Origin of the sequence: Sphingobacterium sp. UBA2610 (assembly GCF_002339225.1) — a bacterium.
Classification (GTDB): domain Bacteria; phylum Bacteroidota; class Bacteroidia; order Sphingobacteriales; family Sphingobacteriaceae; genus Sphingobacterium; species Sphingobacterium multivorum.
Genome location: NZ_DDKA01000010.1, coordinates 19,929 through 39,751 on the forward strand (window position 1 = coordinate 19,929; position 19,823 = coordinate 39,751).

Annotated in this window: 22 protein-coding genes; 7 read left to right on the forward strand and 15 right to left on the reverse strand. The window is 39.6% G+C overall.

Features of this window, described 5'->3' with window-relative positions; translation table 11 throughout:
- Positions 1–3: 3 nt before the first annotated feature.
- From pyrF to B4Z47_RS07070, 4 genes are read left to right on the forward strand one after another with little or no spacing between them, the layout of a single operon-like run.
- On the forward strand, positions 4–840 hold the full coding sequence (pyrF, locus tag B4Z47_RS07055; RefSeq protein ID WP_070561124.1) for an orotidine-5'-phosphate decarboxylase: 837 nt from the start codon (positions 4–6) through the stop codon (positions 838–840).
- A 42-nt stretch (positions 841–882) separates the two neighbouring features.
- Entirely contained in the window at positions 883–2,433 is a 1,551-nt protein-coding gene (gene guaA / locus B4Z47_RS07060; protein WP_046672899.1) for a glutamine-hydrolyzing GMP synthase, read from the forward strand.
- Positions 2,390–3,673, forward strand: a complete 1,284-nt coding sequence (locus B4Z47_RS07065; protein ID WP_083295756.1) for an ABC transporter substrate-binding protein — start codon at positions 2,390–2,392, stop codon at positions 3,671–3,673. Before guaA ends, B4Z47_RS07065 begins: the two co-directional genes overlap by 44 nt.
- A 7-nt stretch (positions 3,674–3,680) precedes the next feature.
- Positions 3,681–4,856, forward strand: a complete 1,176-nt coding sequence (locus B4Z47_RS07070) for an RsmB/NOP family class I SAM-dependent RNA methyltransferase (protein WP_286727083.1) — start codon at positions 3,681–3,683, stop codon at positions 4,854–4,856.
- A 77-nt stretch (positions 4,857–4,933) separates the two neighbouring features.
- On the opposite strand, the gene B4Z47_RS07075 is transcribed toward B4Z47_RS07070, so the two are convergent.
- Positions 4,934–5,407 carry a universal stress protein gene (locus B4Z47_RS07075; protein WP_046672897.1) on the reverse strand — a complete coding sequence of 158 codons (474 nt, stop codon included), beginning with the start codon at positions 5,405–5,407 and terminating at the stop codon, positions 4,934–4,936.
- A gap of 73 nt (positions 5,408–5,480) precedes the next feature.
- Here B4Z47_RS07075 and B4Z47_RS07080 point away from each other — a divergent pair, with 73 nt between their 5' ends.
- Positions 5,481–6,254, forward strand: a complete 774-nt coding sequence (locus tag B4Z47_RS07080; RefSeq protein ID WP_070561122.1) for a C40 family peptidase — start codon at positions 5,481–5,483, stop codon at positions 6,252–6,254.
- A 66-nt stretch (positions 6,255–6,320) separates the two neighbouring features.
- Here B4Z47_RS07080 and B4Z47_RS07085 read toward each other — a convergent pair whose 3' ends face one another.
- The 6 genes from B4Z47_RS07085 to B4Z47_RS07110 all read right to left on the reverse strand — a co-directional run bounded on the left by B4Z47_RS07085 (position 6,321) and on the right by B4Z47_RS07110 (position 11,049).
- A complete protein-coding gene (locus B4Z47_RS07085) occupies positions 6,321–6,908 on the reverse strand; it encodes a porin family protein (protein ID WP_046672895.1) in 588 nt (195 codons plus the stop codon).
- A gap of 314 nt (positions 6,909–7,222) precedes the next feature.
- Complete coding sequence (dnaJ, locus tag B4Z47_RS07090) at positions 7,223–8,377, reverse strand: molecular chaperone DnaJ (protein WP_046672894.1); 1,155 nt, start codon at positions 8,375–8,377, stop codon at positions 7,223–7,225.
- Between the two features lie 10 nt (positions 8,378–8,387).
- Positions 8,388–8,939 (reverse strand): nucleotide exchange factor GrpE, encoded by a 552-nt coding sequence (locus B4Z47_RS07095; RefSeq protein ID WP_070561121.1) that lies wholly within the window; start codon positions 8,937–8,939, stop codon positions 8,388–8,390.
- Between the two features lie 151 nt (positions 8,940–9,090).
- Positions 9,091–9,771 carry a cell division ATP-binding protein FtsE gene (locus B4Z47_RS07100; protein ID WP_070561120.1) on the reverse strand — a complete coding sequence of 227 codons (681 nt, stop codon included), beginning with the start codon at positions 9,769–9,771 and terminating at the stop codon, positions 9,091–9,093.
- A gap of 5 nt (positions 9,772–9,776) precedes the next feature.
- Positions 9,777–9,980: a fructose-6-phosphate aldolase gene (locus B4Z47_RS07105; RefSeq protein WP_070561119.1), complete on the reverse strand. Its 204-nt coding sequence runs from the start codon at positions 9,978–9,980 to the stop codon at positions 9,777–9,779.
- Between the two features lie 55 nt (positions 9,981–10,035).
- Positions 10,036–11,049, reverse strand: a complete 1,014-nt coding sequence (locus B4Z47_RS07110) for an acyl-CoA reductase (protein ID WP_070561118.1) — start codon at positions 11,047–11,049, stop codon at positions 10,036–10,038.
- Between the two features lie 156 nt (positions 11,050–11,205).
- Between B4Z47_RS07110 and B4Z47_RS07115 the strand changes: the two genes are divergently transcribed.
- Both B4Z47_RS07115 and B4Z47_RS07120 read left to right on the forward strand, forming a co-directional pair.
- Positions 11,206–11,556: a 4Fe-4S dicluster domain-containing protein gene (locus B4Z47_RS07115; RefSeq protein ID WP_046672889.1), complete on the forward strand. Its 351-nt coding sequence runs from the start codon at positions 11,206–11,208 to the stop codon at positions 11,554–11,556.
- A gap of 175 nt (positions 11,557–11,731) precedes the next feature.
- Positions 11,732–13,168 carry a dicarboxylate/amino acid:cation symporter gene (locus B4Z47_RS07120; protein ID WP_070561117.1) on the forward strand — a complete coding sequence of 479 codons (1,437 nt, stop codon included), beginning with the start codon at positions 11,732–11,734 and terminating at the stop codon, positions 13,166–13,168.
- Positions 13,169–13,371: 203 nt separating this feature from the next.
- Here the strand turns inward: B4Z47_RS07120 and B4Z47_RS07125 are convergent, their stop codons facing one another.
- From B4Z47_RS07125 to B4Z47_RS07160, 8 genes are all read right to left on the reverse strand, one after another.
- Positions 13,372–13,791: a YchJ family protein gene (locus B4Z47_RS07125; protein ID WP_286727085.1), complete on the reverse strand. Its 420-nt coding sequence runs from the start codon at positions 13,789–13,791 to the stop codon at positions 13,372–13,374.
- A complete protein-coding gene (gene metQ, locus B4Z47_RS07130) occupies positions 13,769–14,581 on the reverse strand; it encodes a methionine ABC transporter substrate-binding lipoprotein MetQ (RefSeq protein WP_070561115.1) in 813 nt (270 codons plus the stop codon). Before metQ ends, B4Z47_RS07125 begins: the two co-directional genes overlap by 23 nt.
- Positions 14,582–14,596: 15 nt before the next feature.
- Positions 14,597–15,250, reverse strand: a complete 654-nt coding sequence (gene metI, locus B4Z47_RS07135) for a methionine ABC transporter permease MetI (protein WP_046672885.1) — start codon at positions 15,248–15,250, stop codon at positions 14,597–14,599.
- Positions 15,243–16,262: a methionine ABC transporter ATP-binding protein gene (locus B4Z47_RS07140; RefSeq protein WP_112376361.1), complete on the reverse strand. Its 1,020-nt coding sequence runs from the start codon at positions 16,260–16,262 to the stop codon at positions 15,243–15,245. The genes metI and B4Z47_RS07140 overlap by 8 nt, the downstream gene beginning before the upstream one ends.
- 149 nt (positions 16,263–16,411) lie before the next feature.
- Positions 16,412–17,272 carry a fumarylacetoacetate hydrolase family protein gene (locus tag B4Z47_RS07145; RefSeq protein ID WP_286727086.1) on the reverse strand — a complete coding sequence of 287 codons (861 nt, stop codon included), beginning with the start codon at positions 17,270–17,272 and terminating at the stop codon, positions 16,412–16,414.
- A 58-nt stretch (positions 17,273–17,330) separates the two neighbouring features.
- Positions 17,331–18,263, reverse strand: coding sequence for a TIGR01777 family oxidoreductase (locus tag B4Z47_RS07150; protein ID WP_070561112.1), 933 nt, complete (start codon positions 18,261–18,263; stop codon positions 17,331–17,333).
- A 177-nt stretch (positions 18,264–18,440) separates the two neighbouring features.
- The gene (locus B4Z47_RS07155; protein WP_070561111.1) at positions 18,441–19,277 is read right to left on the reverse strand and encodes a DUF3347 domain-containing protein; all 837 of its coding nucleotides are present in this window, start codon (positions 19,275–19,277) and stop codon (positions 18,441–18,443) included.
- A gap of 67 nt (positions 19,278–19,344) precedes the next feature.
- The gene (locus B4Z47_RS07160) at positions 19,345–19,716 is read right to left on the reverse strand and encodes a hypothetical protein (RefSeq protein WP_112376367.1); all 372 of its coding nucleotides are present in this window, start codon (positions 19,714–19,716) and stop codon (positions 19,345–19,347) included.
- Positions 19,717–19,823: the final 107 nt, after the last annotated feature.

Below are 19,823 nucleotides of genomic sequence, written 5' to 3' on the forward strand. Positions count from 1 at the left end.
AGTATGACAAGAGCAGAACTTATTCATCAAATAAAAGCGAAACGCTCATTTCTATGTGTCGGACTCGATACAGACCTCACCAAAATCCCGGAGCATCTTTTAGATGATGAGGATCCGATCTATAGCTTCAATAAGGCCATCATAGATGCAACAGCTGATTTATGTGTTGCCTATAAGCCTAATATTGCGTTTTATGAATGTTATGGTATTAAAGGCTGGCAGTCGCTTCAAAGAACCTGGGCAGCGTTGCCAAAGGATTGTTTCAGTATTGCTGACGCAAAAAGGGGCGATATCGGTAATACGTCGGGACGTTATGCGATGGCATTTTTTGATGAAAAGACGTCTGGACTTGGATTTGATAGTATTACTATCGCACCTTATATGGGGAAGGACTCGGTGACACCATTTTTGGATTTTAACGATAAATGGGCAATCGTACTTGCGTTGACATCGAATGAAGGTAGCCTGGACTTTCAAAATTTTGAAAACAAAGAAGGATTGCAATTGTTCGAACAGGTGATCGATAAAGTCAATACTTGGGGTACACCTGATAATTTGATGTATGTGGTCGGAGCAACACGTGGGGAGGGCTTTATTAAAATTAGAGAACATGCACCAGATCATTTTTTATTGGTTCCAGGAGTGGGGGCTCAAGGCGGCTCGCTTGAAGATGTTTGTAAATTTGGTATGAACAAAGATTGCGGGCTTTTAGTAAACAGCACAAGGGGAATTATCTATGCCTCAAACGGACGTGATTTCGCTGAAAGGGCACGGGAGGAAGCGCTGATTCTACAGAAAGAAATGGAAGTAGAACTGTTAAAAGCAGGCATTATTTCCTGATTTGACATTTAATAATTCATTCGTAATACTTACCTTTGCAGCATGCCAGAAAAAATTATAATTCTAGACTTCGGGTCTCAATACACACAGTTAATCGCTAGACGTGTCAGAGAACTAAATGTGTATTGTGAGATACACCCGTTCAATAAATTGCCAGATTTTGACGATACCGTAAAAGGTGTTATCTTTTCGGGAAGTCCTTATTCTGTTAGACAAGAAGACGCACCGCAAATTGATTTTGTTGCTATTCAGGATCGTTTCCCACTTTTAGGAGTTTGTTACGGAGCGCAATACATTGCTCAAAAATCAGGAGGTGAAGTGTTGCCATCTGAAATTCGTGAATATGGTCGTGCAAATCTGCAGTTTGTCAATAGCGAGAATGAATTATTGGCAGGAGTACCCATTCAATCGCAGGTATGGATGTCACATGGAGACACCATCAAAGAAGTTCCTGCAAATTTTGATATTATTGCAAGTACGGATAAAGTGCGCGTTGCAGCTTATCAAGTAAAAGGCACCCGTACCTATGGTATACAATTCCATCCGGAAGTAACACACAGTACAGATGGTGCTATCTTATTAAAAAACTTTGTTGTAAACATTTGTGGTTGTGCACAGGATTGGACACCAGACGCATTTGTTGAAACAACAGTATCCGCTTTGAAAGAACAATTGGGTGACGATCACGTTATCATGGCTTTGTCAGGGGGCGTAGATTCGACAGTAGCAGCGGTATTGTTGCACCAAGCAATTGGAAAAAATTTACATTGTATTTTCGTAGATCATGGTCTGCTTCGTAAAGATGAATACGAGCAGGTATTGGATTCTTACAAAAATATGGGGTTAAATATTAAAGGAATAAATGCCAAAGATTTATTTTATGGTAGATTAGCTGGGATCTCTGAACCAGAAGAGAAACGCAAAATCATTGGTAATTCATTTATTGATGTTTTTGATGAAGCTGCAAAAGAAATCCAAAAGGAATTACCTGAGGGAATTGAAGCGAAATGGTTGGGACAAGGCACAATTTACCCCGATATTATCGAGTCGGTTTCAGTGAAAGGACCTTCAGCAACAATCAAATCACACCATAACGTTGGTGGTTTACCTGATTTTATGAAATTGAAAGTCGTAGAACCACTTAAAACGTTGTTTAAAGATGAAGTAAGAAGAGTAGGAAAAGCTTTAGAAGTGGATCAGGCAATTTTAGGCAGACATCCCTTCCCTGGACCAGGTTTGGCAATTCGTATTTTAGGTGATATTACGCCTGAGCGTGTACGTATTGTACAAGAGGCTGATGCGATCTTTATCAATAACCTGAAGGAAGCTGGCTGGTACGATAAAGTATGGCAAGCTGGTACAATTTTCTTGCCAGTGCGTTCTGTAGGCGTGATGGGTGACGAGCGTACTTACGAGCATGTTGTTAGCTTACGTGCAGTTGGTTCTCTTGATGGAATGACTGCGGATTGGATACATTTACCATATGACCTGTTGGCAAAAATTTCAAATGAAATTATCAACCATGTGAAAGGAATAAACAGAGTTGTATATGATATCAGTTCAAAACCGCCCGCTACAATTGAGTGGGAATAAAATATGGGTTGCGGCACTTGTAGCATTATGCCTTGCAAGCTGTACAACCAAAAAAAGCACAGTATTGCGTTCGCCTTCCTCTGGTCAAGGCGAACAGCAAACTGCTGTGACTAAACCGGCCGTTGACAAAGAGACGACGATTGCCAAAGTGGGCGATGTGCAAAATGTCAATGGGCACGCCGTGAAGAATAATCGAATAGCACTACTATTGCCATTTGAGTTAAGTGGTATTGCCGGTACAATTACAAAAGAAGATGTGGAGCGTTCTTCCCTGGCACTTGATTTTTATCAGGGGTTTCAGTTGGGCCTTGACAAAATTGCCAAAGAGGGCGCTTTATTTGATTTACAAGTAATTGATTCTCGAGACAATGTTGCCTATAATGCGACCTTGGGGACAGCGGTCAATGTGAAGGATGCCGTACTTGTGGTGGGCCCGGTGTATCCACGTGAGATAAAAAGCTTTGGGCAAACATTTGCAAATAAGAATGTGCTGCAAGTTTCTCCCTTGGCGGCCACTATGGCTTCTGAATTTAGCTTACCTAATTTGGTTTCCATAACACCTTCTATTCGAACACATTCCGAGACATTGGCGAAATATGTTGCTGATCAATACTATACGGGTGATCAAATATTAGTATACGATGCCGGTGACGATGAAAGCAAACAGTTTCTAGTTAATTTTGTTAGCGAAATTTCAAAAGCCAATGCACAGGCAAAAGTGAAAACGGTTTATAATCTTGCTGAACTGGATAATAGTCTTGTCTTGACCGGTTCAAATCATATTGTAAGTGGTACAGCCAATAAGAATCTTGTTAAAGCTTTATTGGATAAGATGGACGAACGCTTTTTGAATCCAGGTAATCAATTTAAGTTGTATGGACATCCAAACATGGCTAAGCTTTCGTATGAGAATTTCGAAAATATGGATTTTTATGGACTTACTATTACTTCTTCCAACTTGGTGAATGAGAGTGATAGTGATACCCGTAAATTTATTGGAAATTATAAATCGGCTTATAAAGTGGACCCGTCTGAATTTTCTTATAAAGGTTATGACGCGGCGTTGTATTTCGGTCGATTGATCCACAAATATGGCGTAGATTATGTTAGCCGAATGACGCAGGATAAGTTTTCGGGATTGAATAGCGATTACAAATTTGAATTTTATCCAAAATGGGGCTATGCCAATAGAGCTTTGGGTATGATGGTTTATCACAACAAAAAATTTGAAAGAAAATAATCTTTGAATGGCGGAATTCAGTGAAAGACGTGTTCATCAGCAAATACGTAATTTTGAGCGGGCAATGGATGGTTTTGAAGCGGATCAACCCTTTTCGCGTTATTTGACTACTTTTTTTAAGCTGAATAAGCAAATGGGATCATCCGATCGCAAGGCTACTTCCCGTTTATGTTATAATTATTTTCGTCTGGGAACGGCAGCTTCGCAGCTGTCACAACAGCGTAGATTGGTGCTTGCGGAATTCCTGTGTGAACACGAAAGCCCCTTGGTGGCTCTTTTTGAGCCTTCGTACAGCGATAAGATCCATCTACCACTGAAGGACAAAATTGCATTTCTGGAATCAGAAGGCGTTTTTAACCTGAATGACCTCTTTCCATTTACGGATCATATTTCTGATGAGATCGACATGGTACAATTTTTAGAGAGCCAGTTGATACAGCCTTATTTATATATTCGGGTGAAACGCGGAAAGACAAAAGTCGTGTGTGCTATTTTGGATAACAATCAGATTCCTTATTCCATGATTGGCGATCAGACTATTGCCTTGAATAATGGAACATCCTTGCAGCGATTTGATACGCTGGATGGAATGATAGAAGTGCAGGATCTTTCTTCACAGCGCACGTTGGATTATATGGATCCAGCTGAAAAGGAATCCTGGTGGGATGCGTGCGCAGCTTCAGGTGGCAAATCTCTCTTATTGATGGACGCTTGTCCGACTGTCAATCTTTTGGTATCCGATGTTCGCATGAGTATTCTCCGAAATCTCGATGAACGTTTTGACCGTGCTGGAATCAAGCATTACCGAAAAAAAATACTTGATCTTACTAAGGATACCTTTGCGCTTCTTGGGAGCGAAAGATTTGATGGGGTGTTATTGGATGCGCCTTGTACAGGATCGGGGACTTGGGGGCGTACACCAGAAATGATTAGACAGTTTCGGGCTGCTAAGATTGGCGAATTCAATGCACTACAAAAAAATATTGCAAGTAATGTAGTAGGACATGTTAAAGTGGGCAAGCCTTTGATTTATATGACCTGCTCCATTTTTAAAGCGGAAAATGAAGATGTTGTCAATTACATTGTGGATAATTTTGGTTTTGAAATCGAACGCATGGACTATTTGAAAGGTTATGAAGAGAAAGCGGATAGTATGTTTGTGGCGCGATTGATTAAAAGGTAATTTTCAGAAGCAATAAAAGCAAAAGGCTATTTTTTCATTGGAAAAAATAGCCTTTTATATGTAGAAATCATTTAGTATCAGTCACATTTACTGGGAATAACGAGCACAGGGCAAGTTGATTTGCGAATGACTGACTCGGATACGGAACCAGAAATGAAATGGTCAAAGCCAGTCCGTCCATTGGTCCCCATAATAATAAGATCGGCGGACCACTCGTGGGATGCCGCCAGAATTTCTTCTTTAATGGATCCGATTCGATTAAAAAGATAAACTTCGCCTGCACCTGTAAACTCGCGGCTTATTTTCTCAAGGTATTTTTGTGCATTATCCTGTTCCATTTCCGATACTTCCGGAACAATGATAGGTTGCTGACCTAATAGTGGATCCGCGCCAAAGTTGGCCGGAGAAGTAGGGGGAACAACAGTGACAAGCGCTATGGAGGCTCCAAATACTGCGGCCATTTCTTTGGCATATAGTATCGCCTTCTCTGAGCATGGTTCGTCGTCGACAGCGACGAGTATCCTTTTGAATTTTGAGTTTGTATTGTCCATTTCTACTATAATTAATTTATCTTCGTCATATAATATATAATCACATTTTTGACGATTTTGTTTTGTTTAGCACATGAAATATGGTATTTGTACACTAGCTCTCGTTCCGTTACGTTCAGAACAGGCACACCGCAGTGAAATGGTTTCTCAGGTATTGTTTGGGGAACTTTTTGAGATCCTTGATGAACAGGCCGATTGGACCTCAATACGTCTATTGGAAACGGACTATTTGGGTTGGATTCAAAACGGACAGTTTCAGGAACTAAACGACTTGGATAGGCAACATTATCTGAGTGGAAAACCTACTATCGTTGGACGGGAGGGTGGAGTTCTTTTTACCGATACAACACAATTTCAGCTCTGTCATGGTACCAAGCTTTATCTAAATACAGGGAATACCGTCAATTTATCGCCATTGACATTAACGTATCAAGGTAGTATCAATACCTTTACCAGAGAGCAATTTGAAACCGAGGTGGTGCGATTGGCCTTAAGTTATAATGACGTTCCTTATCTATGGGGTGGACGTTCACAATGGGGAATTGATTGCTCCGGTTTCTCCCAATTGATTTATCGTTGCTTTGACCTTTCCTTACCTCGCGATGCTTACCAGCAGGCGGAGATGGGGCAGACAGTGGATTTTGTTTCGGAAATACGGGTAGGGGATTTGGCTTTTTTCGATAACGCCGAAGGAAGGATTACCCATGTAGGGATTATGCTGGATCGCGATACGATTATCCACGCTTCAGCGAAAGTGCGTGTCGATCGGATGGATGCGGAGGGCATTTTTAATACTGAACAGAACCGTTACACACACAAACTCCGGATTGTTAAACGGTATACATGATCGCGAAGGACATAAAAAAAGGCTATAAGTAATTATAGCCTTTCCTATTGTTAAATTCCGTACTGACTAGAAGTGGAATTGTACACCTAAAGTTGGCGCTAATGAGTTAACATTCAGACCAAATGTATTTACTGCAACGTCATTCGTTTTATCTTTATTGTAGTTGTAATATAAACCTCTGACTTTTAGTTCGATACCGATTTTGCTTGTCGGGAAGTAAGCTAAACCTGGTGCTAGTTCCACACCATATGATTCGAATTTATTTTTTGTCTCTACGTTATTTACTTCAGTTGTGGTTGTACCCCACGCCATTGGAACTGACAATTGAGCAAAGAATCTTACAGGGCCATTTGCAGAATACTTTCTAGCGAAAGGTGATACCTGAAAAGCATCGTTTTTAACGCTATTATCTTTACTTGTTTCAGTTTTTCCCCAGTTGTAACCAATTCCAGTACCAATTGCCAAGTTGTCGCTTACAAAGTAACCAACTGTTGGGTTGATTGAGAATGAATTATTTTTATGATCAGTATCTTTCACTTTTGATGTTTCGAAGCCAAGTTGACCACCAACCATAATTTTTCCTTGTTCAGTTTGCGCTTGTGCTGCTATTGTTAAACCTGCAATGGCAGTCAATGTTAGTAAAACTTTTTTCATGTCTTTTTTATTTAAAATAGTTTGTTCTAATAAGCCAGTAAATACTTCCTGACTTTTTAAATTTGTTAGTCAAATATCGAAATCTTATTTTAATTTTTTGTCACTAGATTGTCTAGATGTTTTGCCATTATGGTAATTGATAGTGGTTCAGCGCGTTAAAATTTAGTGTATTTTTATTTTTATCGTTTCTATTTAACGATAATGATATTGTCCTGACTTTTTGTTTTTAATTGTCAATTTCAAGTAAGAAGATAAAAAAAAGCCATTTGTCAACAGCGGACAAATGGCTTTTTTTTGTATTTGAAAGACCGATTTTAATCGAAATATTCTTTGATTCGCTCGAAGAATGATTTTTCACTTTTACCTGGTTGAGGTTTAAAGTTTGGTGATTCTTTCAGTTTGTTCAATAATTCTTTTTCTTCGTTAGACACAGCTTTTGGTGTCCAGATATTAACGTATACAAGTTGGTCCCCTTTGTGATAAGAGTTGACTTCGGGAATACCTTTTCCTTTTAACCGTAAAATTTTACCGCCTTGTGTACCGGGCTCAATTTTGATCTTCGCTTTTCCATCTATTGTAGGAACTTCCACGCTAGTACCTAAGGTCGCATCTACGAAATTAATGTATAGATCATAGATTACATTTAGTCCATCGCGTTTTAGACTTTCGTGTGGTACTTCTTCGATCAGGATAATTAAATCTCCTGGGACGCCGCCACGCGGAGCAGCATTTCCTTTTCCACTCATGGAAAGTTGCATGCCTTCACTTACACCCGCAGGAATATTGATCGCAATTGTTTCCTCACCGCGTTCGAGTCCTTCACCTCTACAAGTTGTACATTTTGCTGTGATTTCAACACCTTCACCATTACACGTAGGGCAAGTGCTTGTTGTTTGCATTTGTCCTAAGATGGTATTTGTTACTCTTCGAACTGATCCTGATCCGCCACAGGTTTTACAGGTATGGAACGAAGATTTATCTTTAGCACCAGATCCGTCACAAGAATGACAGACCACTTGTTTGTTGACCTTTACCTTTTTCTCGACGCCTTTGGCAATTTCTTCGAGTGTTAATTTAACTTTTATGCGTAAGTTGCTTCCGCGAGCTACCCGACGGCCGCCACGCTGGCCACCGCCACCGCCAAAGAAACTTTCAAATGGATGTCCTCCACCAAAGATATCACCAAATTGGCTGAATATGTCTTCCATATTCATACCGCCGCCACCGCCAAAACCACCACTTGCAGAATTACCGGCATGGCCAAATTGGTCATAACGTTGACGTTTTTGTGGATTGCTCAAGATATCGTATGCCTCAGCAGCTTCCTTAAACTGTTCTTCAGCTTCATGATCACCAGGATTTTTATCCGGATGGTATTTTATCGCTAATTTGCGATATGCTGATTTAATCTCCTTCTCGTCCGCTGATCGCGAGACACCAAGTATATCGTAATAATCTCTTTTTGACATCGTCTTAATATTATTGACCTATAACTACCTTTGCGTGACGGATCACTTTGTCACCTAAGTAGTACCCCTTTTCGATCACGTCAACTACTTTATTCTTTAATTCTGCTGTGGGTGCAGGAATTGCTGTGATAGCTTCTTGTAATTCAGGATCGAAGGCTTGGCCTGTGGTATCCATTTCCTTTAACCCCAATTGCGACAACGTTTGTCTGAATTTGTTGTTAACAATATCCATTCCTGTTTTTACAGATTCAACATCTGTCGCTGTTTCCATGGCTGTTAACGCTCTGTCAAAATCATCTAGTGTAGGTAATAGCTTACTGATGACATCTTTTCCTGCTGATTGAATCAATTCAACACGTTCTTTGCTTGTACGTTTTCTATAATTGTCAAATTCAGCAGAAAGACGAATGTATTTATCCTTTGCCTCTGCCAATTCTGCAGCCAATTTCTCTTCAGTAGACAGTTCTTCTGCTATATTATCAGCAGGCTGTTCCTGTTGTTCAGAAGAATTTGTTTCTACTGGATCTTGACCTTCATCGTAATAATTATCTTGCTCATTCATATCTTCAATGCTAAAATTAGATTCAAAAATTTACTCTATGCTTCGTTTGTCAAAGTTTTTGCCAAACAATAAAATTCCGACAGCTTGTCAGATTTTATTAAAAAAGCCTAACAATTTGTCGGAATCTTATTTTTATATGTCAGTTTTCTGTCTAGATACTGACATTGTCCTGTAATACCCCATCAGTAGTTTTGATGATGCGGGATGGCATATTACGGATAATGGTATAATCGTGTGTTGCCATTAAAATAGCCGTTCCCGAATTGGCAATGTCACGCAATAATAAGACGATTTCTTCTGATGTCGCAGGATCTAAGTTACCGGTCGGCTCATCTGCCAGAATAATTTCAGGATTATTTAGTAATGCGCGGGCAATTACAATGCGTTGTTGCTCACCACCAGAAAGCTCATGTGGCATTTTCTTAAGTTTGGAACGAAGCCCAACTTTTTCCAATACATCCAATATCCGGCTATCGATCATTTTCTTATCTTTCCAGCCTGTTGCTTTCAGTGCAAATTCGAGGTTTTTCTCGATGCTTCTATCGGATAAAAGATGGAAGTCCTGGAATACAATACCCAATTTTCTACGCAGGTAGGGAACATCATTTTCGTGCAGCTTTTTAAGATCAAAGCCCGCAATCATTCCCTCACCATTGCCGATGTATAAATCGCCGTAAATGATTTTTAGTAAACTACTTTTTCCACTGCCGGACTGGCCGATAAGATAAATAAACTCTCCTTTACCAATGTTTAAATTGACATTGGACAATACCAAATGTTTTTGTTGGAAGATATCAACGTTTTTTAATGTAATGACTTTATTTTCAATCATGGAAGCTAAAATTCTAATTTTTTAATTTGCCCAAAAGGCATTTCTTTAACCAGTTGCATGATATATTCTGCCTTTTCTCCTAATCCAATCTTATCAAGTGATTTATCTGGGCGGTCGACTCTAAAATATGCCAGCAAGGTGAAGGCATCATCTCTTAATTGAACATAATCAGGGATTTTGGCGACACCTTTTACTTTAATGATATACATAATTTCAAAGTTAGTATTTTTAATGCAATTTATTTACTATGAATTTAAAGGAAGCTTATTGGTTTGCGAATAAAAAATCCAATGTATTCACGCCGTCAGCAAAATCATCCAAAGCAGGGCATTGGCTCTCTCCAAAACGAAATACTGGCGAGGGCACATTTAAAGCTATTTCTGATACAACACATTGGATATTTTCTTGCGCTAATTGGAGTTTATTTTCAACTTCAGCCAGTGTTTCGTATGTTTCATAATAAACTACAGCAAGGGGAGAAGCTGTGCGCTCATCCTCCTTTAGCAATAAAAATCCATTATCAAAATGCTTGTCGCCGTTGATCAGATAGATGGATTTGTTGTAGTCGTAATTGTTATTATATTTAAAATGTTCCGTCACGTTGTTAAACGCAGCGATACCTTCGAAGAAGTGTGCTATTGGATAATCTTTTGGAATGAATAACTTTGATACAGAGCGACAGCCTAACCCAAAATAATCAAAGATGTCGGGTCCCAGTGATTCAAGCTGGTCGGGAGATTCTTGTCCACCGATGATGGCAACACTATTTCTATTGCGACGAATAATATGTGGTTTGGTTCCAAAATAATAGTCAAAATAACGCGAGCTATTGTTGGAACCTGTTGCTATAACCAGATCGAAATCTTTTAGTTTGTCAACAATTTCAAAGGCATCGGTAAAGGACGGGTCAATTTGTTTAAGGAGGCGGAGCACATAACTTGTCAATCCTGCGTCGTCCGATGAGACTTTGATTTTGGCTCTAAAGCCACTGATCAGTACCGATAGCATATCATGGAAGCCAACCAAGGGGATGTTGCCGGCCAGAATTAATCCTACAATTTTCGTTGAATTTAGATCTGGATAAGGAGCCAACCAGTGATTCAGCTTTTCTATTGTCAAATTGGCAGCAATGGCTTGAATGGCACGTTCAACATTTTGAGGCGTATACCAGGGGTTTTTATGTTGGGCGAATTGAATGATTTGAATCAAATCATCAGGTCGCTCTTGCAGCCGCTCGCCTAATTTTACAAATGCATTTATTCGTTGTTGCTTTGTCAAAATATTAAAATTTTAAAAGATGAATACACAAATTTGTATTATATTTGTGCTGTTAACATTAATCAACGTGAATCAACTAGCCTTATTGTTCAATCAGACTTTGTTTCATATTGATAATGCAAAAATAGTTTATTTATCATAATTGTGAGGTTATAAATGGCGATTAAAATTACAGACGAATGCATTAACTGTGGTGCTTGCGAACCGGAATGCCCAAATAATGCAATATACGATGCTGGTGTAACTTGGAAATTCTCAGATGGGACGGCTTTGGATGGGGTTATTGATTTTGGCGATGGTGTTACACTGGATGCCAACGAGTCTCAAGAAGCGATCTCTAATGAAGTCTATTATATTGTTTCAGATAAATGTACGGAATGTGTAGGTTTCCACGATGAGCCTCAATGTGCAGCGGTTTGCCCTGTAGATTGTTGTGTGGATGACGAAGATGTACGTGAATCGAACGATGAGCTATTAGCGAAAAAAGCTTGGTTACACGCGGAATAAATTTAGTGTTCCGTTAAAATATAAGGCAGGATAAGAAATTTTCCTGCCTTTTTTGTGCCTTTCTATTTTGGCGAAATCGATATTTTGTTGTGAATCTTGGCTATTTGGAATAATAATATTTGCAAAAGCATAGTATTTTTTTATTTTTGTTCTTTTGACCATTAAAATCTTTTAAATGTTAAAAACCAAAATAGGGTTGATAACCCTAATCACAGTTACATTAGCTTGTATCATTGCTGTATTATACGAATTTGATGTTGTAGGCTTTTCGCATGAATTTCTAATGGCTGTCCGTTGGATAGTTGCTACCGTTTTGGTTGTAAATGCGCTCTTTAAGAAAAATTTGACCACTTGGATTTTGACCTGTATGATTATGGGGATATTTGTCGGGTTGGATTTTCCAAATCTAGCGATTTCCCTGCAACCTTTGAGTAAAGGTTTTATCAAGTTAGTCAAGACGATTGTGGGACCGATTCTCTTTGCTACGCTTGTATATGGAATTGCAGGGCATTCTGATTTGAAACAGGTGGGACGTATGGCATGGAAATCGATGCTTTATTTCTTTTGCGCAACGACATGTGCTATTTTTATTGGTTTAGGTGCTATAAACCTGACTCGAGCAGGAGTGGGCGTTGATGTTGCACATATGCCACATGAAGAACTCCCTGCGCCGAAGGAAAGTATGGATGAGCATATCCTCAAAACCCTTCCGGACCATGTGCATCCTGTATACAAGTTCACTTCTTTTATACGCGACTTGTTTCCTGAAAATATTGTCAAATCTGTAGCGGATAACCAAGTTTTACAGATTGTTGTATTTTCAATTTTGTTCGGGATTGGCCTGGCAATGGTCGATGAGAAAAAGCGTAAACCCTTGGTTGATTTTACCGAGAGTATGTCTGAAACGATGTTTAAGTTTACGAACATGATTATGTACTTTGCGCCTATCGGGGTTGGTGCTGCCATGGCCTATACTGTGGGGCATCTCGGTGTCGATATCCTTAAGAATCTTTTCATGCTTTTAGCGACGCTGTATTTTGCTTTAGTATGCTTTTTATGCTTGGTATTGCTTCCTGTAGCTTTGTATTTAAAGATACCTGTGAAACGTTTTATAAATGCGATTAAGGAACCTGTTTCCATTGCATTTGCCACTACAAGTTCAGATGCGGCATTACCGAAAGCAATGAGCGCAATGGAGAAATTTGGTGTGCCACGTAAGATTGTTTCGTTTGTCATTCCGACAGGATATAGTTTTAACTTGGATGGTACTTCACTCTATTTATCATTGGCTGCCATCTTTGTCGCTCAGGCGGCTGGTATCCATTTGTCGTTTGGACATCAATTGATGATTGCATTTACATTGATGATTACCTCCAAAGGTGTTGCTGCTGTCCCAAGAGCTTCATTAATTATTTTGATTGCGACAGCGGATCAGTTTGGTTTACCAACATTTGTCATTGCTGCCATTTTAGGTATCGATGAACTCATGGATATGGCGCGTACCTCTGTAAATGTGATCGGAAATTGTTTGGCAACCGTTGTTGTTGCTAAATGGGAGGGTGAGTTTGATGAAGAAGCTCCTTATCGCGAAGATACTGAACAGGCGATCTAATAGAAATAACTAACGAATATTCGTTGCAGAAAAGCAGTCTTGACATCCCCGTTGAGACTGCTTTTTTATGAGCAAAAATAAGGACTTAGTTGAAACCACATTTTATTTCATAGAAGAGAATTTTTATGGAACGGAAAGCTGCTTGCAAGCTGTTGTTGATAGTCTGGTATGCTTTCCAATGGCTTGCAAGCAAACTATTTATATCAGCGCCCGTCAACGTAGTACCATAAATCACCTTGTTTTTTGAAGGTAGACTTTTCATGGTGAATATGAACTTCCATCTGTGGATCCAGATAATGTGCTTCAAACTCGACCGTATGGAGTGTAGATTTCAGGATCGCGAGTTGCATCCATTTATTGTCCCGCGCCCATTGCCCAATGGCCTGTTTATTTTGGAACCGTCGTGTTGAGGGGTGAAATGTATCGTATAGGAAATCGATCTGTTGTGTCACAAAAGCACTATAACGTGCACGCATCAATTCCTCTGCTGTGGTTGCTTTGGCATGGAAACGATGAATTTGTTGGCAGCATTCTCCAAAGGTATTGCCAGAGCCACAGGGGCATAATTGATCTGATGCTATCACTTGTATTTTAAAAATTTTACCAGCCTTTAATGGCGCCATTCTTGAAGACTTTTTTTGCGGTAGCTTCCACTTCAGGTGACTGATACGCTTGAATAAACTGCTGCACCTTTTCATCGTTTTTATTATCCGAACGGGCAACAATCAGATTAACGTAAGGTGATTCTTTGTCTTCTGTGAATAAGCCTTGTTTTTCGGGATCCAACCCAGCCTGAGCGGCGAAACTATTGTTGATGATGGCAATTGTAACCTGAGGATCATCCAGAACGCGCGGCAACTGTGGTGCCTCCATCTCAATGATTTTAACCTGCTTAGGGTTGCTTACTATATCTGTTACTTTAGGCTGTATGCCTACATTTTCTTTTAAGCCGATAATGCCCTCGCGTTGGAGAAGTAAAAGTGAGCGGCCACCATTGGTAGGATCATTGGGGATGGCAATACTGGCGCCAGGCTGTAACTCGGTGATGCTTTTTATTTTTTTAGAATAGGCAACGATCGGAAATACAAATGTGTTTCCGACGATGGTTAACTTTGTAAAACCGCGTTGTTTGGATTGTTCCTGTAAATAAGGCTGATGCTGAAATACATTTACATCGATATCTCCTTGATTTAGGGCTTCATTGGGCACAACATAGTCGTTGAAAGCTACCAACTCCACATCAAGATTGAACTTTTCTTTTGCAACCTTCTTAGCCGTTTCTGCAAGCTCCTTTTCTGGTCCGGATACCACACCGACTTTAAGGGTATTCTCTTTCTTTTCGCTGTTGTTGCATGCCACAATCGATACGAGACTGAAGGCTAAGATCGCAAATGCATAGTTCAATTTTTTCATATGATATAATTTATGTTAACGATGGTTTACTTTTTTTGAGATGTAGTCTCCTGTATACTGTAACAGGAATACGATTAAAATTAATAAAATTAGAACAGAATTCATGATAAAAGTATCATATCCGACATAACCATACTGATAACCAATCTGTCCAAGTCCACCGGCACCTACAGCGCCACCCATCGCGGAGTATCCAACAAGTGTGATCAACGTAATTGTTGCATTGTTTACCAGCGAGGGGAGAGCCTCAGGAAGTAAAACTTTGAAAATTACCTGTTGGGCATTTGCTCCCATTGCTCTTGAGGCCTCAATCAGGCCATTTGGAATTTCTAGAAGACTATTTTCCACAAGTCTTGCAATAAAGGGAGCTGCACCTATACTCAAGGGAACCAATGCTGCGGCCATACCAATAGATGTTCCGACAAGGTTGCGTGTAAACGGAATCATCCATACGATAAGTATAATAAAGGGGATAGACCTAAACACATTCACTAGCAATGAAACAAGTTGGTGCATGGCTTTGTTTTCAAGCAGTTGATGTTTGCGGGTCAAGAACAGGTAAATCCCGAGTGGAAGACCCAGTACAAAACCAAAGAAACCTGATAAGAAAGTCATGGTTAGGGTTTCTAAAGTACCCGATAGCAGAAGATTAAATACCTGATCAGACATAGCCTAAGATTTTAGTTTGTGAATGCTTTTCTTTTAAGAAAGATAGACTATGCATAACATTTTCTTTTTCACCCGATAGTTCGGCTAATATAACACCAAATTTCATTTCGCCAATATAATCTATTTGAGCGGTGATGATATTTGTCTTGACTTGAAATTGTTGTTCCAAATGTTGTATAAATGGGATGGATTCTTCATTTGAAGTTAGATAGATTTCTACGAGTGGGTTTCCAGCGCTTTTCAAGCGTTCCTGAAAACTTAGTGGAATTTCAACTTCAAGTGAAGACTGAATAAAGTTTTTGGTTGTTGTTTCCTGAGGATTGGCGAATATTGATTCTACCGGACCAGTTTCAATCAATTTTCCGTGGTCTAATACGGCAACCTGATCGCAAATACTTTTTATGACATCCATCTCGTGCGTAATCAATAATATCGTAAGATCAAGCTGCTTATTGATTTTTTTTAGCAGTTTGAGGATAGATTTTGTGGTTGCTGGGTCTAAGGCACTTGTAGCCTCATCGCAAAGTAGAATGTAAGGATCATTGGCTAATGCACGCGCGATGGCAACGCGTTGTTTTTGGCCTCCTGAAAGATTTGCAGGGTACACGTCGGCTTTGTCTTCCAACCCAACCAAACGTAATAGCTCCAACACTTTTCCGCTGATAAATTCTTTAGATTTGCCCTCAAGTTCGAGCGGGAAGGATATGTTTCCATAAACTGTTCGTGATGATAGCAAATTGAAGTGTTGGAAAATCATACCAATTTTCCTTCTTTTTAACATAAGATCACTGGCAGGCAGCGACATCAAGTCGTTGTTTTCTATAATTACCTGACCACTGTCTGGCCTTTCCAAAAGGTTGACGCAACGAATCAAAGTACTTTTACCCGCTCCGGAAGCGCCTATTACACCAAAAATTTCACCTTTTGCAATAGACAGTGAGACGTCTTTTAAAGCATCAATACGTGTCGCTTTTACCGCAAAAGATTTGGATATGTTGTTTAGTTGAATCATTGACCCTGTAGGGATTTAGCAATTTTAGTTGGACAAATGGATGATGTTGATATAAATGTACACAAATGCCGGGGATAAAATAAAATCAAGTGAAAGAAAATGGGCTCTTTCAGACTGAAAAAGAATGAAAGAACCCAGATATCTATTTTTTATAAACCTTGATAAGCTGAAATCACTTGTTTTGCCGATCCAAGTCCATCAATACCATATTCGATGACATCGCCATCTTTCAGGAATCTTTGTGGAGATTTGCCCATGCCAGATCCTGCAGGCGATCCTGTGGAAATGATATCGCCAGGAAGTAAGCTCATAAAGTGACTTAAATAAGAGATCAATTTGGGCACACGATAGATAAAATCACTTGTATTGCCGTCTTGCATGATTTCACCATTAAGTTTAAGCCATATTCTTAAGTTATCGATATCTGTGATTTCATCTTTGGTTGCTATAAACGGACCAATAGGGGCGAACGTGTCACATCCTTTACCTTTGTCCCAGGTTCCGCCACGCTCGATTTGAAATTCACGCTCTGTCACATCGTTGTGTAGCACGTAGCCAAACACATGGTCCAAAGCTTCTTCTTCAGTAACATAAGAAGCTTTTTTTCCAATTACAATGGCAAATTCGGTTTCCCAATCAGATTTTACAGAGAACTTCGGAAGGGTAATTCCATCAAAAGGGCCATTGAATGCAGATACAGATTTCATAAATACAATAGGCTCGGAAGCTTGTTGTAATTTGGTCTCTTTGACGTGATCATCGAAATTAAGTCCTACACAAAGTATTTTGGAAGGAGCTTCCAATGGTGTACCAATACGCTCGTCGTCGGCTATCTCTTTAAGCTTGTCGCCTTTTTCAATTATATATGCTTGAAGTTTTTCCAAATTTGCAATATCCGCAAAGAAATCGCGGTCATATTGAAAATTTCCTTCCGAAACATCATATTTCTTTTCGTTTAAAATGACTCCCGCTTTTTCGGAGCCCTTTGCGCCATATCTAAAAATCTTCATAAGCCGCAAATATACGGATTTTGTCCCAAAAAGGGCGGAAATTAACGCGAATTAACAATTAATCGATATGTAAATTATCTATACAATTATTGTCCAAAAGGGGATATTTAAAAGGGAATTTCTCCTGAACAATCTTTTTGTTGCTCACCCATGTCCCATTGAGTACCATTTCCTCTCCTTTTTTTCCGAGCATCAGCTTAATCATCAGTGATGGGACTGGGAGGGGTATGTAGAATGGACCGTATTGACGTTTCGCTATTCTTTTGGTAAACTCGGCAAGCGGAAGCGGTTCGGACGAGCAGGCATTATAAATCCCGGCTATGGTATTATTTTGTATACCAAATAACAGCATGCGGCAGAGATCATCCATATGGATCCAGCTGAGCATCTGTTTGCCAGAACCCAATATCGGAACTGAACGGAAGGGTAGGAAGCGTCCGATTTCTTTTAGCATTCCCTGATCCTTACTGATAACGACTCCAAAACGGAAGACAACGAGTCTTTTTCCCAGTGTTTCAATAGGTTTTACGCTTCCTTCCCAGAGGTTGCAAACCCAGGATAGAAAATTGCCCCCTTGTGGGTCTCCTTCTGTAAAAGGTCTTTTTTGGTAGGGATCGTCAGTTCCATACCAGCCTATAGCGGAGGCAGATATAACTGCTTTTACCTGATTAGGTAGTTGTTTAAGACTTTGGTAGAGCAGTTTCCCACTTTCGACCCGGCTGGCGATAATTTCTTGCTGATATGTTTTTGTCCAGCGTTTGGCATTGAGGTTTGCGCCTGCCAGGTTGATGATATAATCGGCCTCCTGAATTGATTTGGCATCTATCTCTTGCTTATAGGGATCCCATTGTACGTATCTGACATTCGGCTGTGCGGGATGGGATTTCGGATTTCTAGTAAAAATAATAACTTCATAGAAATTGGCAACCAATAGTTTTGTTAAATGAAGACCTATAGCTCCGGCACCACCTGTAATAATTACTTTTTCCATGAATCGAACCTTGTTTTATAATATACGCATATTGTCATTTAAGCGAACCTATTTCTGCTGATATTAAATATACTATTTTGGTTTATAAAAAATCGATCATTGCGGCAGCAATTACAAAAAAAGGTTTATCTCCCGACGAGATAAACCTTTTAAGAGTCGATTAACTGACGTTATTTGTTAAAGCGTTTGAATTGTGCTACCACAGGTTAGCATCTTTGCGCCATAGTAAGGATTTTTGATTTCTTTATGACGGCTTAACCAAGTGGCACCTTTACCTTTATTGAACATCGGGCACTTTTGATAATAAACAGCAGAAGATGGTTTTGAGTTTTTGGACAAACTATAGATATCTTCTGACAAAATTGCGAAGGATTCTCGTTGTTTGCTGATATCCTTGGCCTGTTGTAGGCTCTTTACAATGGCTTTGAGTGATGCTGTTTTGGTTTTCCAGACGTCCTGTTCCGCTTGCGTTAGATCAGCAGTTTTGACCTTGGCGATAGCATCGGCAAGATCGTTTGCGAGGCCTGCAGCTCGTTTACCATCCGCTGCTACAAGCGCATCTTTAAGCAGAAAATATTGGTCATAGATCTTTTGAAAATTGCTTGCGTTGCTGATGTTATCTACTGAAGCTACCGCTGCAATGGTTGCATCTTGGGGGGCGTCTGAAGCTGGAGGAGCTAAATTCCTTTCGTATTGACAGCAAGTGTGTAGCTTAGCATAGGTGTCTTCGGCAGCAAGGTATTTTTCATTGTCGTAGCCTGCTCCAGCGATACTTTTCAATACAGCATCTAAGGACGTTTTCTTTGCATCATAGGCTATTGTCGCTGTTTGGTTGTCTTCATTCCATTCAACTTTCGCCTGAGCGGCGGCTCCTGCATTTTCTATTGTTTTTTTACACATACCGCAGTTCCCGGCAATTTTAACATTGTTGTTCACGGTGTTGTTGTCTTGTGCATAGTTTGTCAAAGAGGATAGCACTAAAGCCCCTGTTATGATATAGTGTTGGATTTTCATATGATTAGATAAAAGAATATATAAAAATAAGTAATCAAAAATGATTGATAAATGATCAATACGAGAATTAACTTATTTTTGGTGGAACCCAGGGACAGAAATATCCTTCAGAAATAAATGTTGGCGCTATGGGTTTATAATTTTTTTTGATGGCTATACCGCAAAGTTCATGACCTTTTTCAAGAGGGTTGGAAATTGCCAAAATCGTACAACTATAAGCACATTGACAATTACAATTTTTACAGGCTTTATGATGTTTACAGAAAGCCTTTTTTTTGGAAGATTTAAATTTTGCACAACAATGGTCCTTTTTGTCAGTGGTAGCATCATCTTGGGTGTGACTGCTGTGTGCATTCATTTTATGGCAGGCAAAAGCGCCGGGTGCACTTAACAGAAAACCTAAGGTTAAAAAAAGTAGTATAAGTCGCTTAATTGCCATGTCAGTTCAAATATAGTCGTTTTGGGCAGAATCTGCTTCCTTTTTAACTTTTTTTGGCATTAAGGACTTTTTTATTCGCTCCATGTTATTTGGGTTCTGAGGGCCGA

What these genes read in the sequence shown, in the direction of transcription:
- pyrF (WP_070561124.1), top strand. Translation starts at nt 4, where the DNA reads ATGACAAGAGCAGAACTTATTCATCAAATAAAAGCGAAACGCTCATTT.
- guaA (WP_046672899.1), top strand. Translation starts at nt 883, where the DNA reads ATGCCAGAAAAAATTATAATTCTAGACTTCGGGTCTCAATACACACAG.
- B4Z47_RS07065 (WP_083295756.1), top strand. Translation starts at nt 2,390, where the DNA reads ATGATATCAGTTCAAAACCGCCCGCTACAATTGAGTGGGAATAAAATA.
- B4Z47_RS07070 (WP_286727083.1), top strand. Translation starts at nt 3,681, where the DNA reads ATGGCGGAATTCAGTGAAAGACGTGTTCATCAGCAAATACGTAATTTT.
- B4Z47_RS07075 (WP_046672897.1), bottom strand. Translation starts at nt 5,407, where the DNA reads ATGGACAATACAAACTCAAAATTCAAAAGGATACTCGTCGCTGTCGAC.
- B4Z47_RS07080 (WP_070561122.1), top strand. Translation starts at nt 5,481, where the DNA reads ATGAAATATGGTATTTGTACACTAGCTCTCGTTCCGTTACGTTCAGAA.
- B4Z47_RS07085 (WP_046672895.1), bottom strand. Translation starts at nt 6,908, where the DNA reads ATGAAAAAAGTTTTACTAACATTGACTGCCATTGCAGGTTTAACAATA.
- dnaJ (WP_046672894.1), bottom strand. Translation starts at nt 8,377, where the DNA reads ATGTCAAAAAGAGATTATTACGATATACTTGGTGTCTCGCGATCAGCG.
- B4Z47_RS07095 (WP_070561121.1), bottom strand. Translation starts at nt 8,939, where the DNA reads ATGAATGAGCAAGATAATTATTACGATGAAGGTCAAGATCCAGTAGAA.
- B4Z47_RS07100 (WP_070561120.1), bottom strand. Translation starts at nt 9,771, where the DNA reads ATGATTGAAAATAAAGTCATTACATTAAAAAACGTTGATATCTTCCAA.
- B4Z47_RS07105 (WP_070561119.1), bottom strand. Translation starts at nt 9,980, where the DNA reads ATGTATATCATTAAAGTAAAAGGTGTCGCCAAAATCCCTGATTATGTT.
- B4Z47_RS07115 (WP_046672889.1), top strand. Translation starts at nt 11,206, where the DNA reads ATGGCGATTAAAATTACAGACGAATGCATTAACTGTGGTGCTTGCGAA.
- B4Z47_RS07120 (WP_070561117.1), top strand. Translation starts at nt 11,732, where the DNA reads ATGTTAAAAACCAAAATAGGGTTGATAACCCTAATCACAGTTACATTA.
- B4Z47_RS07125 (WP_286727085.1), bottom strand. Translation starts at nt 13,791, where the DNA reads ATGGCGCCATTAAAGGCTGGTAAAATTTTTAAAATACAAGTGATAGCA.
- metQ (WP_070561115.1), bottom strand. Translation starts at nt 14,581, where the DNA reads ATGAAAAAATTGAACTATGCATTTGCGATCTTAGCCTTCAGTCTCGTA.
- metI (WP_046672885.1), bottom strand. Translation starts at nt 15,250, where the DNA reads ATGTCTGATCAGGTATTTAATCTTCTGCTATCGGGTACTTTAGAAACC.
- B4Z47_RS07140 (WP_112376361.1), bottom strand. Translation starts at nt 16,262, where the DNA reads ATGATTCAACTAAACAACATATCCAAATCTTTTGCGGTAAAAGCGACA.
- B4Z47_RS07145 (WP_286727086.1), bottom strand. Translation starts at nt 17,272, where the DNA reads ATGAAGATTTTTAGATATGGCGCAAAGGGCTCCGAAAAAGCGGGAGTC.
- B4Z47_RS07150 (WP_070561112.1), bottom strand. Translation starts at nt 18,263, where the DNA reads ATGGAAAAAGTAATTATTACAGGTGGTGCCGGAGCTATAGGTCTTCAT.
- B4Z47_RS07155 (WP_070561111.1), bottom strand. Translation starts at nt 19,277, where the DNA reads ATGAAAATCCAACACTATATCATAACAGGGGCTTTAGTGCTATCCTCT.
- B4Z47_RS07160 (WP_112376367.1), bottom strand. Translation starts at nt 19,716, where the DNA reads ATGGCAATTAAGCGACTTATACTACTTTTTTTAACCTTAGGTTTTCTG.